The organism is Bacillus sp. Au-Bac7, assembly GCF_021341655.1.
Taxonomy (GTDB): Bacteria; Bacillota; Bacilli; order Bacillales; family Cytobacillaceae; genus Niallia.
The window spans coordinates 26276-41095 of record NZ_JAJTTG010000021.1; the positions used below are offsets into that span (position 1 = coordinate 26276).

The following is a 14820-nucleotide window of genomic DNA, read 5'->3' on the forward strand; positions in this document are numbered from 1 at the left end:
TTTATTCCCCCTTATATTCATTGATCAGCAATTCTACAAGACCGTTTATCTCTGCTTTCCCCATTCCTAATGTCATTGCCTCAAGCAATACTGGCTTCATTTCTCTAACAAGCCGCTCATAATGCTCAGACCCAGGATTCGCATGTTGAAGTCTTACAATCGCCCCTGATTTCGGGATAATTTGAATAATCCCTCTCTTTTCGAGCTCATGATAGCTTTTATTAACTGTATGCATGTTAATACCTAGGTCAGCTGCTAAGGACCTTACAGAAGGAAGCATGTCTCCCTCCTTTAATTCCCCTTTTAAAATTCCCTCCATTAATTGATGTATTAATTGCGAATAAATAGGGAAGTCTGATTGAGGGTCTAATTTAATATACATTTTTATTCTCCTTACTTGTTATACCTTTATTATAACAGATTTGTTCTACACTTCATATAACAAGACACTGATTTTCTTTTAGAAACAACAAAAAAGGCAGCCAATATAGCTGCCCTTAACAATATTAAGATTAGGATTCCATTTGTCTAGCTAAAAAGCCAGCAGCAGTTTCTACTGCTTTCTTTTCTACCTCGCCAAGAGTACCTTCTTTAGAAAAAATGATAACTGCACCAATTGGATCACCATTTGCAATGATTGGTCCGATGGTATAGGCAGAAACAGTTTCTGTATTGTTATCTACGAGTGCAATTTGCTCTTGCTGTGTAATAAGGACTGATCCTCTGTCCTCCATTGCCTTCTCAATAACTTCACTGATATTCTTGTTTAAATATTCCTTCTTCGACCCACCGGCAACTGCGATATAGGTATCCCTGTCACAAATTAATACAGAGTTTCCTAAGCTATCATAAAGAGCTTCTGCATACTCTTTAGCAAAATCACTTAGCTCGCTAATAGGAGAATACTTCTTCAAAATTACCTCCCCATCGCGATCTACGAATATTTCCAGTGGATCTCCTTCACGGATACGTAAAGTTCTTCTGATTTCTTTTGGGATAACGACACGACCCAAATCATCGATTCGACGCACAATTCCAGTTGCTTTCATTTCATGTTGCCTCACTTTCATCAGATGATTTTTTAATATTGGTAAGTATTTCTTCTGTAAAATATGAAATGCTACCATATTTAAACTTAGTATCTTTCATATGGAAAGTTCTATGCATTAACTACGTAAAATTTTCTCTTCGATGTGAATATTACCATCTTAGGTAACACGGGACATTTTCTGCAAAATTTACAGTTGCGGCTAAAGACATTTTTTCCAAAACAAAACATAAACATTGGCATTGCTTTGACAAAAAAGCGGAATCCATTAAAAAGCTGCCTTTTAGCAATTATATCTCTGGTTTTCTTTACCCCTGTCCATATTAGATAAACCTGCGCATAGGCATAATAAGACAAAAAAACTGTTTGGATACAAGCATGATGCCCTCTCCAAACAGTTTTCAGTTATCATATTTTCAGCTTGCCTCTTGAGGCTCTTTTTTAAATGTGCTCAATGCCTCTACCATTTCATAACAAGCATTTAGCCACTTATCTGTTTCAATTCCTTTTACATGGAGGACGATTTTTAATTTTTTGCCATCCATTCCTAAACCAATCATACGGCCAAACTTCGAACTCTTCTCGAAAATCTTCTGTCCGTCCATTAAACTGCTGCCATGCTCAGACAATAGAATCAGAACTTCTTCTTTCGATTGTTTAATAAGCTCTACTCCAGCAGCTTTTCCATACAGCTTCATTTCTGTCAATTTGAACAAATAAGCAACCTCAGATGGATAATCTCCAAATCTGTCGACCATTTCATCCTGAAGCTCTGAAAGCTCATCAAAGGACGCAACCCCTCTGAACCTCTTATACATTTCAATCTTCTGCTGACCATCACTAATATAAAAGTCTGGGATATAAGCATCAATATCCAGATCTAGATCAATTGTCTGTTTCTGCTGCTCATCAAATGTACCTTTTCTTTCTTCAATAGCATCCTTGAGCATTTGAGAATACAAATCAAATCCGACTGAATCAATAAATCCATGCTGCTGTGCTCCGAGAAGATTACCTGCTCCTCTTATCGTCAAATCTCTCATGGCAATTTTGAAGCCTGAACCAAGTTCAGTAAATTCCTTGATTGCCTGCAGCCTTTTTTCTGCTACTTCTGTGAGAACTTTATCCTTGCGGTAAGTAAAGTATGCATAGGCAACCCGGTTTGAGCGTCCCACACGTCCGCGCAGCTGGTAAAGCTGGGAAAGACCCATGCGATCAGCATCCTGAACAATTAGTGTATTTACATTCGGGATATCTACACCTGTCTCAATGATGGTTGTGCTAACCAACACATCAAACTCTCCCTCTAGGAAGCTGAGCATAACCGATTCCAGCTCATTTTCGGTCATTTGCCCGTGGGCATATGTTACCCTTGCATCTGGGACAAGCATCGATATTTCCTCTGCTTTCCGTTCAATATCTTCAACCCGGTTATACAGGAAGTAGATTTGCCCGTTACGTGCCAATTCCCTTTCAATCGCTTCACGCACTAGTGCTCCGTTATATTCCATTACATATGTCTGTATTGGGAAGCGGTTCTCCGGCGGTGTCTCAATAACAGAAAGGTCGCGCACACCCAGCATTGACATATGCAGCGTTCTCGGAATAGGAGTTGCTGTTAATGTCAGAACATCTACGTTAGTTTTTAGCTGCTTGATTTTTTCTTTATGCGTAACACCAAAACGCTGTTCTTCATCAATAATCAGCAAACCTAAATCACGATAAGTAATATCCTTTGAAAGAATACGATGTGTTCCCACAACGATATCAAAGGTGCCTGCTTTTAACCCTTTAATAGTGTCTGTCTGCTGCTTTCTTGTCCTAAATCTGCTTAATAATCCTATTTCAATCGGATAATCCTGGAATCGCTCTCTCAAAGTCTCATAATGCTGCTGTGCTAAGATGGTTGTAGGCACAAGAAAAGCGACTTGCTTTCCATCTGCAATTGCTTTGAAGGCTGCACGAATGGCAACTTCCGTTTTCCCATAGCCAACATCTCCACATAACAGTCTATCCATTGGACGTTCTCTTTCCATATCCTTTTTGATCTCATGGATAGAGCGTAGCTGATCTTCTGTCTCTTGGTATGCAAAGGATGATTCAAATTCCCGCTGCATTTCTCCATCTGGAGAGAAACCATAGCCGACGGCTGCTTCCCGCTCTGCATATAGCTTAATAAGATCATCAGCAATGTCCTGAACAGATGATTCAACCTTCTTCTTAACCTTCTTCCAATCATTGCCGCCCAATTTATATATTTTTGGCTCTTTGCTCTCTGACCCTACATATTTTTGCACTAAGTCTATCTGATCAACAGGAACATACAGCTTGTCGCTGCCTTGATAGCGTAAATGGAGGTAATCTTTATGAATACCATTGATTTGCAATGTTTCAATTCCTAAGTACTTACCAATCCCGTGATTTACATGCACAACATAATCGCCAATTTTCAACTCAGAATAGCTCTTTATTCTTTCTGCATTAGAAAGCTTTTGCCTCCGTGCAGATGATTTTTTCACTTTAGTCTTAAACAGCTCTTCCTCAGTAATAACAGCAAGCTTTAATAATGGCATTTCAAAGCCAGACTGAAGGCTTCCCTCCAGCAGCTGAATTTTGCCTGTCGCAATCCTGTCATTGTCTGTTTGAATATCTGCCTGAATATCATAATCTTGAAGCACTTGTTCTAGCTTCTCTAACCTTTCCTGATTGTTCGCTAAAACAAGGACAGAGTACTTATTCTTCTTCCAACGATCCATCTCAGATTTAAGCACATTCATTTGCCCGTGGAAGCTTTGCATTTGTTTACACGTAACATTAATGATATTCTGCGGATTCGTATTCGGAACATGGCGCAGGAATAAAGACATATAAACAATTGGCTGCACAGCCTTATGAAGCAAATCTTGGACATTTTGCGAAAGCTTCATGTCATGAATGATTTCCCCTTCATTCAGCAGGCCAGTATACCAATCAGCCTCTTCCTTCTCCAATGTATCGTTCATTTCTTGAACTCTACTAATTTCATCAATAAAAACCAGACCATTTTTTGGTAAATAGTCTATCAAACTTGTATGATCAGGATATAGAAGAGATAAATATTTATAGAGCTGCTCCGGCTTCTGGCCATTTTTCAGCTGCTCAATCTCATGTCCTATATTCTGTGCAAGCAGTGTCTTCGTCTTTTCATCTTTAATCTTTTTCAGACTTTTTGCCAAGCCAGTCTCGACCTTTGCTGCAAAAGCCTCCAGCTCAACTGTATCAATAATAACCTCTGTTGCTGGACCAATTGTTATGGAAGAGAGCTTCTCTTTTGAACGCTGGTCTTCTAGTGAGAATGTTCGAATAGAATCAATTTCTGTATCAAACAATTCCATACGTAGGGGATACTCCTCAGTTAAAGGATAAATATCCAATATACCCCCTCTTAAACTGAAGTCACCAGGGGCAGAAACCATATCTGTTCGTACATATCCAGTCGTAACAAAGCGTTGGATGAGCTCTTCCAGATTAATATCCTTACCGACTTCAAGTTCAATTTGCTGTGCTTGCCACAGACTTTTTGGTGGAAGCATCTTTCTCAAACCCGCAACAGGGACAATCAGTATCCCTTTAGCTGTTTTATCATTTGTCCAGTGGTTCAGCACTTCAATCCGCTGTGCCTTTAATTCTGGACTGGAGATACTAATTTCAGCAGCTATAAGCTCATTGGCAGGGTACAAGAATACTTCCTTCTCGTCCACTACATTAGTTATATCATCATAAAGTTTTTGTGCCTGAAGCAGATTTGGTGCTACTACAACCACTGGTCTTTTTGTTTGCTCATATATAGAAGTCATAAATAGTGTTCTTGCAGAGTTAGATAAACCAGAAACTATTTGTTCCTTCAACCCCGCCTCAACACCAGACATGACATTTTTAATGTCTTCCTGTTTATTGAATAATTTTTTTAGGCCTAACAATAGAAGATTCCCTCCCTACTTAAAAAATGAAAAAACAATCTTGTTTTTTCGTACAAATTACACCTATCATACATTTTATCTGCCCCTTGAAGCCTGTTTATCTATTTATAATTTTTTTGTTTAGATCAATAATATTATATTACATTAAGTCTCCAAAATTCTGTAAACAAGCAAACGGAAAAATGCTTTGGAATCGCTCCAAAGCTTCTTTCGCCATGAAATGCTTTCATAACATTAATGAATCAAATAATCGGTTTCATAATAACCTGGATTTTTAGCTAATGATTCTTGGCAATCCTCACAAATGGACTTGATATGAATATCGCCTGACCCGCTGTAATTTATCATCTCTGCTCTTTCTTGTTCTGTCAAGATATCAAAGCCCAGCCGGGAAGTTTCAACAGACTTCGCTTCAATACTTCCTATCTTTACTCCACAATGACGGCAATTATAATGTATAGCCATAAAGCAGGCCTCCTTAAAGCTTTATACTAGTGCTAGTATTTACCTTTTGGAGGGAAGTTATACTTAAGAATCTAAAAGCACAGCGGCCTTAAAACGCTTACTGGATATTATATATATTCATCACTTGCAGGAATGGTTCTTTCATCCACTGTTCACAAGCATCAGAACATTTCTTCACAATGATTTCCAAAGCCTCTTGCTCTTCCTTCGTAAATCTTCCTAAAACATAATCTGTCACTTTCATCCCATTCTGGGGCCTGTCAATTCCGACACGAATACGATTAAATTTTTCAGTGCCTGTATGGGCAATCGTCGATTTAATCCCATTATGTCCGCCAGAGCTTCCTTTTTGTCGCAATCTTATTTTGCCGACAGGCAAATCTAAATCGTCGTATATTACAACGATATCCTCTGTTTTAATATCATAATAGTCCATGATTGGGCGGATGGATTCCCCAGACAAGTTCATGTACGTCAGCGGCTTTAACAGTACTGCCTTTTCTCCATTAATCATCCCGATGCCATATTGTCCCTTGAATTTAGATTTATCCAAAGGGATTCCATACTCTTTAGATATATAATCTATAACTTCAAAGCCAATATTATGCCTTGTTTTTTCGTATTGCTTTCCTGGGTTGCCCAAGCCTACTACCAATTTCATGAAATTCACCCTTTTATTCTTGTTTATATACAGAAAAAGAAGGCTTGCCAATAACTTCTCAATCGGCCAAGCCTCCATTATTGATTATCACAGCTTGTATGTATATATCAAATAGGAACAAGCACAACTTGCCATCCTATTTGATATTCTACATCCATTTAATGCATACCTTCCTTTTTTAAGCATTTAATCATTAAATACATACAAAAGGTCCATATTACCTAAAAATTAATCTGTTTCCTCAACAGTCGTTTCTCTGCCTTCTACATTTTCTGGAATTCCACCATCTTGCTGCTCACCAGTGCTTATTTCTTCCTCTTGTCTTGGAGGAAGTATGGAAGCAATGGTTTCATCTGCCTCATGGTTAATTTCCAGATTGTCATATCCTTTAATATCAGAGATAGATAGCGTTTCGCCAACCTGCAGGCTGCTGATATCAATATCAATAGCAGCAGGAATATCGTTAGGCTTTGCTGTTACTTCGACTTCATGCAGCGCCTGCTGCAGAACGCCGCCATCCTTTACGCCGCTTGATTCGCCAGTAAGATTGATTCTGACTGTTGCAGTTATTTCTTTTGATAAATCAACCGCTAAAAAGTCAACATGTAGAATTGTTCGTTTAATCGGATCAGAATGATATTCGTTCAGCACAACATTGTGCTTATCACCATCGACATCCAAGGAAATAACTCCATTGCGTCCAACATCCTTCAATACTTTTAAAAAGTTCGCTTCATTTAGCGTAATAGATGTGCTGTCCACTTTGGAACCATAAACCACGCCTGGAATGTCTCCTTTAGTCCTTAAATCCGTTAACACCGAATGCTTAGAAACCGTACGCTTTTTTGCTTGTAATGTTGCACTCATAATAAAATTCGCCTCCATTATATTCAAATCACTATATATAAAAAATTCCCTAAAACTAGCTATTTTAAACATGCTAGTTAGTAACTAGGTAATTTTTTCCTAAGAGTGAAAGAATACAGAAGACCAATATCCCAATAGAAATAAGTCGCTCCCCTTAACAGAGAGCGACATATTTCTTAATCAAAAAGATAGCTTACTGACTGATCGGAATGAACTCTGATTATTGCTTCTCCAAGCAATTCTGCTACAGAAAGTTGAATTACGTTATCTGTAAGCTTTTCTTCTGGAAGCTCAATAGAGTTTGTAACTACAAGCTCTTTTATTTTGGAATTCTTAATTCTTTCCATGGCAGGTCCAGACAGAACAGGGTGTGTACAGCAAGCGTACACTTCCTTCGCTCCATTCTCAGCAAGAGCATTTGCTCCAAGAGTAATTGTGCCAGCAGTGTCAATGATGTCGTCAATAAGAATAGCAATTTTTCCTTCGATATTTCCGACGATGTTCATGACTTCAGCCACATTCGGTTTAGGACGTCGTTTATCAATGATAGCAATTGGTGCTTTAAGACGCTCTGCAAGCTTACGAGCTCTTGTTACACCGCCATGGTCTGGTGATACGATGACAATATCGCCGTCGAATTCCCTTTTGCTGAAATATTCCCCTAAAATTGGCACACCCATCAAGTGATCGATAGGAATATCGAAGAATCCTTGAATTTGCGGTGCATGCAAGTCTAACGTTATAACACGAGTAGCTCCTGCAGTTTCCAACAGATTCGCTACCAGCTTAGCTGTAATTGGTTCACGTGCACGAGCTTTACGATCTTGACGTGCATAACCATAGTAAGGTATTACCAAGTTAATTGTTTTAGCAGAAGCGCGTTTTAAAGCATCAATCATGATAAGAAGCTCCATGATGTGCTCATTTACAGGAGAACTTGTTGATTGAATAATATAAACATCACAACCACGAATGCTCTCTTCAATATTGATTTGAATTTCTCCATCACTGAAACGTGTAACAGAGCACTTACCTAGTTCTACGCCGATTGTTTTGGCAATTTCCGCTGCCAACGCCGGATTGGAATTTAAGGTAAATACCTTTAAGTTTGGATCTGTATTTTTAACTAGCATGATGAACCTCCACTGGCTTTATTCCTAATTAATAGCTTGTCCTAATTTCAGCAAGGAATAAGACAGGATTAATTCCCTCTTATTCCACTTTTTACTTCTTTCAATCTTGCTTTGACTTTTTCACGTACTCATCTTTATTAACTTGTCGGGCCCGTGCAATGGATAACGCATCCGCTGGAACATCATCTGTAATAGTAGAACCAGCTGCAACGTAAGCTCCTTTGCCTACTTTGACTGGTGCTATCAAATTGGAATTACAGCCAATGAATGCACCATCTTCTATGGTTGTCAAAAACTTATTTTCGCCGTCGTAATTGACTGTTATCGTACCACAGCCTATATTGACATCACTGCCAACTGTCGCATCACCGATATAGCTTAAATGGGAAGCTTTGCTTCTGTCCCCAAATTCCGCCTTTTTGATTTCAACAAAATTACCTATTTTCACGTCATCACCTATAGCGGAGGCAGGACGGATATGGGCGAAAGGTCCAATATTTACATTCGAACCAATTTTGCTGTCAAATGCAGCAGATTGCCTGATTTCAGTATTTTCTCCAATAACACAATTGCTTATTTCCGTATTTGGTCCAATAACACAATCGGAAGCAATAGCTGTTTGCCCTGAAATTATTGTGCCTGGCAAGATGACCGTATCATTTCCAATCGTAACATCTGTGCCGATATAAGTATTTGATGGATCTACAATCGTGACACCATTGCGCATATGAGCTTCATTGACACGTTTCTTAAGGAGTCTTTCAGCTTCAGCCAATGCAATCCGGTCATTCACGCCAATCGTCTCATTAAAGTCCTCTGTCTTATATGCAGATACTATTTCACCTTGTTTTTTGAAAATCTCAATGACATCAGGCAAATAGTACTCCCCTTGAGCATTTTCATTTGTGACATTATTCAATGCCTCAAACAGAGCTGCATTATCAAAACAGTACGTACCAGTATTTATTTCGACAATTTTCTTTTCGTCATCCGAAGCATCTTTATGTTCAACAATTTTTTCAACTTCACCAATATCGTTCCGTACAATCCGTCCATAACCTGTCGGGTCGTCTGCAACTGCAGTCAATACTGTTGCTTTAGCGGAAACTTCTAAATGATAACTGCAAAGAGCCTCTAACGTCTCCGATGTAATCAAAGGTGTATCGCCGCAAACAACGACTGTGACTCCTTCTTTATCTTGAAGAAACTCCTTAGCCTGCATAACTGCGTGTGCAGTTCCTAACTGTTCAGCCTGATAAGCATAACTGATTTTATCTCCAAGCTGTGCTTTAACTTGATCCGAACCGTGGCCTATAACAGTTACAATACGCTCCATTTGAAGCTTTGATACTTGATCGACTACATGCTGCACCATCGGCTTGCCGCAAACTGGATGAAGCACTTTATATAGCTTAGACTTCATTCTTGTTCCTTGTCCTGCGGCCAAAATCACTGCGTATCGATTTATCATTAACGGGCCTCCAATTTAACCTTTTTATCCATTAAAAATATATCCTAATTACAGCATGATTTCAAGGAATGTTTGTATCCAAATATATGAAAAACAGCTGAAATAATAAGGTGTATAAGGGTTTCTCATCAATGATTTTTTTATTTACTTTTCTTACGGATGCTAAGAATCCGCTTACCTTTTTTCCACTGTAATAATTCACATGTGCAAATTATTTCTATATCTATATAAAATTATGCTTCAACTATCTGTAGTCGCAAAAAAAAGAGCCTTACTCTTCGGAAGTAGGCTCTAGCTGCTCATTATTCTTTAGGAAGCACCAGCTTCTTCAAATTCAACTTCTAATTCACCTAAACGGTGGTACTCTGTTAAAACAGCTTCCTGGATTTTACCTCTTGTCCCGGAGTTAATCGGATGAGCAATATCCCTAAATTCACCATCTGGTGTCCGCTTGCTAGGCATTGCGACAAATAAACCGTTATTTCCGTCAATGACCCTAATATCGTGAACAACAAACTCATTATCTAGAGTAATAGAGGCAATGGCTCTCATTCGTCCATCCGTATTGACTCGGCGTAGTCTTACGTCAGTTACTTCCATTCTGTTCACCACCTTTACTAGAAGATAAAATCTAGTTAAGTAATTCAACAGAATTTCCATAACTCCTTCTTAATCAGCAAAATTTTTTAGAATATTTAAGATAAAATCCTAAAAAACGCTAACTTTAGTTACAAAAACTAACATATTCCTACCTAAAGTTACTTACTTAATGCGATTACTTCCATTTCAACTAGTACATCTTTAGGCAATCTTGCTACTTCTACACAAGAACGTGCTGGTTTATGTACATTAAAATATTGACCGTACACTTCATTAATTGCTGCAAAGTCATCCATGTTTTTAATGAAAACAGTAGCTTTCACGACAGTTTCAAAAGAAGCATTTGCTTCTTTCAGTACCGCTGCAAGATTTTTAAATACTTGGTGTGTTTGTTCCTGTACGTCACCAGTAACTAATTCTCCTTCTGCAGTCAAAGGGATTTGGCCGGAGCTGTAGAACATGTTATTGACAATAATTCCTTGAGAATATGGACCAATTGCTGCTGGCGCATCATTTGTTTGTACAATTTTCATTTTCATTATCCCCCTATTGGTTCTTATCAAAAAAATTTCCAACTTCAACAGATATTTTCTTTTCTTTAACATCCACACCAGAAAGTTTTACCAATGACAAATAATCATCAACAAGCCTTTCCTCCGCTTCTTCCGCCTCAATCAAGACGGCAATACCGGCAACGTTAGCATTAAATTCATCCAATAGGCTGATCATGCCATTCACTGTGCCGCCTGCCTTCATGAAATCATCGACAATAAGTACGTTGGAGCCTTGCTCTAAGCTTCGTTTTGAAAGAACCATCGTTTGAATCCGCTTGGATGAGCCTGATACATAATTAATGCTCACTGTTGATCCTTCCGTTACTTTACTGTCCCTTCTTACCATCACAACTGGAACATTCAAGAATGAAGCAACAGCATAGGCAAGCGGGATCCCTTTTGTTGCCACTGTCATGACAACATCAATATTTGTTTCAGCAAAAGCAGACGCAAAGATTTTCCCTACCCTTTGTACAAGAGCCGTATCTCCTAGAATATCTGTCATATAAAGATATCCACCGGGAAGCAGCCTGTCAGGTTTCATTATTAATTGACAGAGCTCCTCTATGAATGCTTTTGCTTCCTCTTCATTAACTTTAGCGTGATATTTCACGCCACCTGCAGCACCTGGCAATGTTTGCAGAATCCCTATTCCTCTTTCCTCAAAGGTTTCTTTTATTATCGCTAAGTCTTCACTGATGGAAGATTTAGCAGAACCATACCTTTCGGAAAAATAAGATAAGGAAACTAATTGCCTTGGATGCTCTAATAAATAATTCGTCATGTCTATTAAACGTTCACTACGACGAAATTTCATAAGGCGAACCTCCAAAAATCCGAATATTTTACAGTTAATATTACAGTATTATACGGATTTAATCAAGGGTATGACGATTCCCCATCATGCGGACTGCAAATACTTGGTCGCAAAAACCTCTTAATCCATTATATACACGGTTCATTCTTGAATCATGCTGGATTAATCCAAAGACAGTCGGACCGCTGCCGCTCATCAATACTGCATCTGCCCCGAACTTTTTCATCTGGTCCTTTATTTGAGCCACCTCAGGATACAGATTTAACGTTACATCTTCTAGTACATTCCCGACATTATTGCACATTGCTTCATAATCGCCTGTGCGAATGCACTCAATCATACCTTCAGTATCAGGGTGATTAATTTGCGAGACATTCAACTTTTTGTAAATATCCGCTGTAGACACGCCTATAAAGGGCTTGGCCAACACTACCCAGCAAATAGGCGGAGCAGGGATTTCCTTAATCATTTCTCCTCTGCCAGTTGCGAGGGCCGTACCCCCATATACACAAAAGCTCACATCAGAGCCGATTTCCGCTCCAATCTCAGCAAGCTCATCAAGGGTCAATTGAAGGTCCCACAGCTTGTTTAGACCCCTCAATACTGCTGCAGCATCGCTGCTTCCCCCTGCAAGTCCTGCTGCAACCGGGATGTTCTTTTCAATTTTAATTGTAACTCCCTTTTTAACATTAAACTTTTTCTTTAATAGATTTGCTGCTTGATAAGCAAGATTCCTTTGGTCATCGGGTACAAATCGATTAAGGGAATTTATCTTTATGGAATCCTTCTCTTCCAGAATAAGTTCAATTCTGTCTGCAAGGTCAATGGTTGTCATGATCATTTCTACCTCATGATAGCCATCCGGCCTTTTACTCAATACATCCAACGATAAGTTGATTTTAGCTGGTGCCTTCACCAAAAGCTTCAATATTTCCACCTACTTAACATTTTCATAAGTCCGCTTTTTCGTCCTATTGTACCACACAATAGGAAATAAAAAGAATGACTGATATAATAACCCAATTCTTCTATGTATGAAACAAAAAACAAAGAAGCAAACTATTGATTGCTTTATGTTTAATGAATAAATTCACAGCATTTTATGGCTATAGTGATTTTACCATAAAATATGTCATTTAAAGCAAAATACTAAGAATCATTTATGTTTTTTCCGCTCGTTTCCTAGCTTTTTTACTTGTTAGAAAAAAGGTGCAAAAAAAGACCTAACCCTACACCCTTCCCTATAGTGAAAAGGGTGCAGAGTTAAACCTGATGCCGTGAATAAATCCTTGATAGTTAATCTTTGTAAACAGGATTTAATTTAAAGGAATCAAAATTCACTTTTGATTATTTAGAAGACTCTGCTCAGCGATTTCAATTGCCCTCTTGACCATGTTCCCAGCATCCTTAGCTCGGATGCCGCCCCATCCATCCTTTTGGACAACATCATAAAAACCTAGTTCTTTTGCAATTTCTTCTTTTAGCCCTTCTGACATAATTCCTCTTCGTCTACTCAACCTTAAACCTCTCCTTTCATTATTCACGGTAGTTATAGTATGTAACCCTGTTTTTTTTTCATGTACTGTTTCTATTTCCAGTTATCACAGATTTTCCCCATGAAAAAAGCAGCAACCACGTGGTAACTGCTAGTCTCTACAATATATATTAGCTTAGAGCAACTTGTCCTGATGTATCTTCATAGAAGGTAATTTGAACCGTTTCTGTTAAAACATCTGCATAACTGTACGATACCCGTTCAAATGCATTTTCATCCTGATCTAACTCTACCACAAACACAGAGGGATATGTTTCAGCCAATACACCTGAACGTTCAATCGTTTTACGACGACCGCCATTAGCCTTCAGCATCAATCTTTTCCCTAAATTCGAATCAAGAGCTTTTTTTATATCTGATAATGTTTTTGCCATTTTCGGTCCACCTCACTGTGTAAAGTATATCACACTGACACAATAGAGTCAAACAAAAATATAAATTATAACAGTCTCTTTTAGAAGTTGTCAATATTTTTTATTCTTATTTTTCTTCTATTTTTCAACAATTTTATTTTTTCCCATTCTACCATAATTATGTATTAAAGTTTTTTTTATAAAGGAGCCTTTCTAAATAAAAAAAACAAGCTCCCTCTTTTCGAGAAAACCTGTTATCTATATCGTGATTTTTCTGTATTATACACTTTTCTTAAGTCCTTAGACTATTCAGATGCATTCGTGTTAAACGGCATGCCTGTGCGCAGCACTCCCTTTGTTTCAATACCACCAAGCCCTTTTTCCCCTGTGAGCGTATTTCGCAGCACATCCCAAACGTTTACCCTTTCCATGAATGGTGTATAGCTTATTTTCGCTACAATATACACAGGATCTAGAGCATGAATATTGACCCTTGAAGGAGAGCTTGCAAAGTTTGCTCCTGCATGTATAAGGGATTCAAAGTGCGATTGGCAAGCTCCTGCGAAAATTACAAGCTGATCCAGATGTGGAACTCTCCGCCTTGCTTCCATAACTGTTTGCACAAAATATTTAGAATGGCGGTACGCATTTATGTCCTTCTTGTCTCCTAATGACTTAGAATAAGCATCATGGCCGGTTACTACAAGTATATCCGGCCGATAATACTCAAGGAGCTTCCCGATTTTACCCGGCATTTCCTTCTCATTAGAATGAACCCCCGTTACAGGAATTCCTATTTTTTCATATAGATCAAGGCATTTCTTCAAGTAGTTAGGATCTCCATCCAAATGCAATACCTTCCCAGGCATTTGAAAATAGTTAATTGGTTTACTGTAAGCATCTGTAGAAGAATACTCCTGTTTCCTTTTCAGCAGGTTTACATCCTGCCTAAATAGTGCTAATGATTGTTCCTCTAAAAATTGAATCTCTTGCGCCATCTTTCTCTGCATCGGCTTATTGATAGAAATTAAGTCATCAAAAGGAGCGTCTGCAATGAGACGGAAATCCTCCCCATACAAAACAGCATATTTGCGTCCATTTTCTTCCTTTATATCAATAATTCGAAAAGCTAAATCACAATGATAGGATTTTCTGCCGACGATATCCATGATGTTTATGCTCACTAGTCGTCACTCCAGTACGCCCTGCCTAATGAATGGGCTAATGTTTCTTATCTACCTCTCATTAAACTATGCAAAAGTCCAGAAAGATGTGAGGAACAATTTACCCCATCACCTGTCACCTATAAAAAAGAAACCGGCCCCTCAATTAAAAGG

General features: G+C 38.5%; 15 protein-coding genes. All 15 read right to left on the reverse strand.

Translation table 11 applies throughout. From position 1 onward, the window contains the following. Position 1: 1 nt before the first annotated feature. Complete coding sequence (locus LXM54_RS25465; RefSeq protein WP_233318800.1) at positions 2–382, reverse strand: GntR family transcriptional regulator; 381 nt, start codon at positions 380–382, stop codon at positions 2–4. Between the two features lie 130 nt (positions 383–512). Next, positions 513–1049, reverse strand: coding sequence for a stage V sporulation protein T (spoVT, locus tag LXM54_RS25470; RefSeq protein ID WP_192486470.1), 537 nt, complete (start codon positions 1047–1049; stop codon positions 513–515). Positions 1050–1464: 415 nt separating this feature from the next. Then, positions 1465–5007 (reverse strand): transcription-repair coupling factor, encoded by a 3543-nt coding sequence (gene mfd / locus LXM54_RS25475; RefSeq protein ID WP_233318802.1) that lies wholly within the window; start codon positions 5005–5007, stop codon positions 1465–1467. A gap of 234 nt (positions 5008–5241) precedes the next feature. Beyond that, positions 5242–5472, reverse strand: coding sequence for an anti-sigma-F factor Fin family protein (locus LXM54_RS25480; RefSeq protein ID WP_192486466.1), 231 nt, complete (start codon positions 5470–5472; stop codon positions 5242–5244). Positions 5473–5569: 97 nt separating this feature from the next. Continuing rightward, positions 5570–6133 carry an aminoacyl-tRNA hydrolase gene (gene pth / locus LXM54_RS25485; RefSeq protein ID WP_192486465.1) on the reverse strand — a complete coding sequence of 188 codons (564 nt, stop codon included), beginning with the start codon at positions 6131–6133 and terminating at the stop codon, positions 5570–5572. Positions 6134–6361: 228 nt separating this feature from the next. Then, positions 6362–7000 (reverse strand): 50S ribosomal protein L25/general stress protein Ctc, encoded by a 639-nt coding sequence (locus LXM54_RS25490; RefSeq protein ID WP_192486464.1) that lies wholly within the window; start codon positions 6998–7000, stop codon positions 6362–6364. A gap of 176 nt (positions 7001–7176) precedes the next feature. Then, positions 7177–8133: a ribose-phosphate diphosphokinase gene (locus tag LXM54_RS25495; RefSeq protein ID WP_192486463.1), complete on the reverse strand. Its 957-nt coding sequence runs from the start codon at positions 8131–8133 to the stop codon at positions 7177–7179. 100 nt (positions 8134–8233) lie between these two features. Then, positions 8234–9604 (reverse strand): bifunctional UDP-N-acetylglucosamine diphosphorylase/glucosamine-1-phosphate N-acetyltransferase GlmU, encoded by a 1371-nt coding sequence (glmU, locus tag LXM54_RS25500; protein WP_192486462.1) that lies wholly within the window; start codon positions 9602–9604, stop codon positions 8234–8236. A 309-nt stretch (positions 9605–9913) separates the two neighbouring features. Beyond that, entirely contained in the window at positions 9914–10204 is a 291-nt protein-coding gene (spoVG, locus tag LXM54_RS25505; protein ID WP_101658244.1) for a septation regulator SpoVG, read from the reverse strand. Between the two features lie 158 nt (positions 10205–10362). After that, complete coding sequence (locus LXM54_RS25510) at positions 10363–10737, reverse strand: RidA family protein (protein WP_233318805.1); 375 nt, start codon at positions 10735–10737, stop codon at positions 10363–10365. A gap of 13 nt (positions 10738–10750) precedes the next feature. Then, the gene (gene purR / locus LXM54_RS25515) at positions 10751–11575 is read right to left on the reverse strand and encodes a pur operon repressor (RefSeq protein WP_192486460.1); all 825 of its coding nucleotides are present in this window, start codon (positions 11573–11575) and stop codon (positions 10751–10753) included. A 58-nt stretch (positions 11576–11633) separates the two neighbouring features. Beyond that, on the reverse strand, positions 11634–12503 hold the full coding sequence (gene ispE, locus LXM54_RS25520) for a 4-(cytidine 5'-diphospho)-2-C-methyl-D-erythritol kinase (RefSeq protein ID WP_192486459.1): 870 nt from the start codon (positions 12501–12503) through the stop codon (positions 11634–11636). A 409-nt stretch (positions 12504–12912) separates the two neighbouring features. Next, complete coding sequence (locus LXM54_RS25525) at positions 12913–13092, reverse strand: small, acid-soluble spore protein, alpha/beta type (RefSeq protein ID WP_192486458.1); 180 nt, start codon at positions 13090–13092, stop codon at positions 12913–12915. Between the two features lie 148 nt (positions 13093–13240). Next, positions 13241–13504, reverse strand: coding sequence for a biofilm formation stimulator Veg (veg, locus tag LXM54_RS25530; protein WP_192486457.1), 264 nt, complete (start codon positions 13502–13504; stop codon positions 13241–13243). A gap of 284 nt (positions 13505–13788) precedes the next feature. Continuing rightward, entirely contained in the window at positions 13789–14667 is an 879-nt protein-coding gene (gene yabG / locus LXM54_RS25535; RefSeq protein WP_192486456.1) for a sporulation peptidase YabG, read from the reverse strand. Positions 14668–14820: the final 153 nt, after the last annotated feature.

Excerpts from the sequence above, each read along its gene's own strand:
- LXM54_RS25465 (WP_233318800.1), bottom strand. The coding sequence starts at position 382 with ATGTATATTAAATTAGACCCTCAATCAGACTTCCCTATTTATTCGCAA.
- spoVT (WP_192486470.1), bottom strand. The coding sequence starts at position 1,049 with ATGAAAGCAACTGGAATTGTGCGTCGAATCGATGATTTGGGTCGTGTC.
- LXM54_RS25480 (WP_192486466.1), bottom strand. The coding sequence starts at position 5,472 with ATGGCTATACATTATAATTGCCGTCATTGTGGAGTAAAGATAGGAAGT.
- pth (WP_192486465.1), bottom strand. The coding sequence starts at position 6,133 with ATGAAATTGGTAGTAGGCTTGGGCAACCCAGGAAAGCAATACGAAAAA.
- LXM54_RS25490 (WP_192486464.1), bottom strand. The coding sequence starts at position 7,000 with ATGAGTGCAACATTACAAGCAAAAAAGCGTACGGTTTCTAAGCATTCG.
- LXM54_RS25495 (WP_192486463.1), bottom strand. The coding sequence starts at position 8,133 with ATGCTAGTTAAAAATACAGATCCAAACTTAAAGGTATTTACCTTAAAT.
- glmU (WP_192486462.1), bottom strand. The coding sequence starts at position 9,604 with ATGATAAATCGATACGCAGTGATTTTGGCCGCAGGACAAGGAACAAGA.
- spoVG (WP_101658244.1), bottom strand. The coding sequence starts at position 10,204 with ATGGAAGTAACTGACGTAAGACTACGCCGAGTCAATACGGATGGACGA.
- LXM54_RS25510 (WP_233318805.1), bottom strand. The coding sequence starts at position 10,737 with ATGAAAATTGTACAAACAAATGATGCGCCAGCAGCAATTGGTCCATAT.
- purR (WP_192486460.1), bottom strand. The coding sequence starts at position 11,575 with ATGAAATTTCGTCGTAGTGAACGTTTAATAGACATGACGAATTATTTA.
- veg (WP_192486457.1), bottom strand. The coding sequence starts at position 13,504 with ATGGCAAAAACATTATCAGATATAAAAAAAGCTCTTGATTCGAATTTA.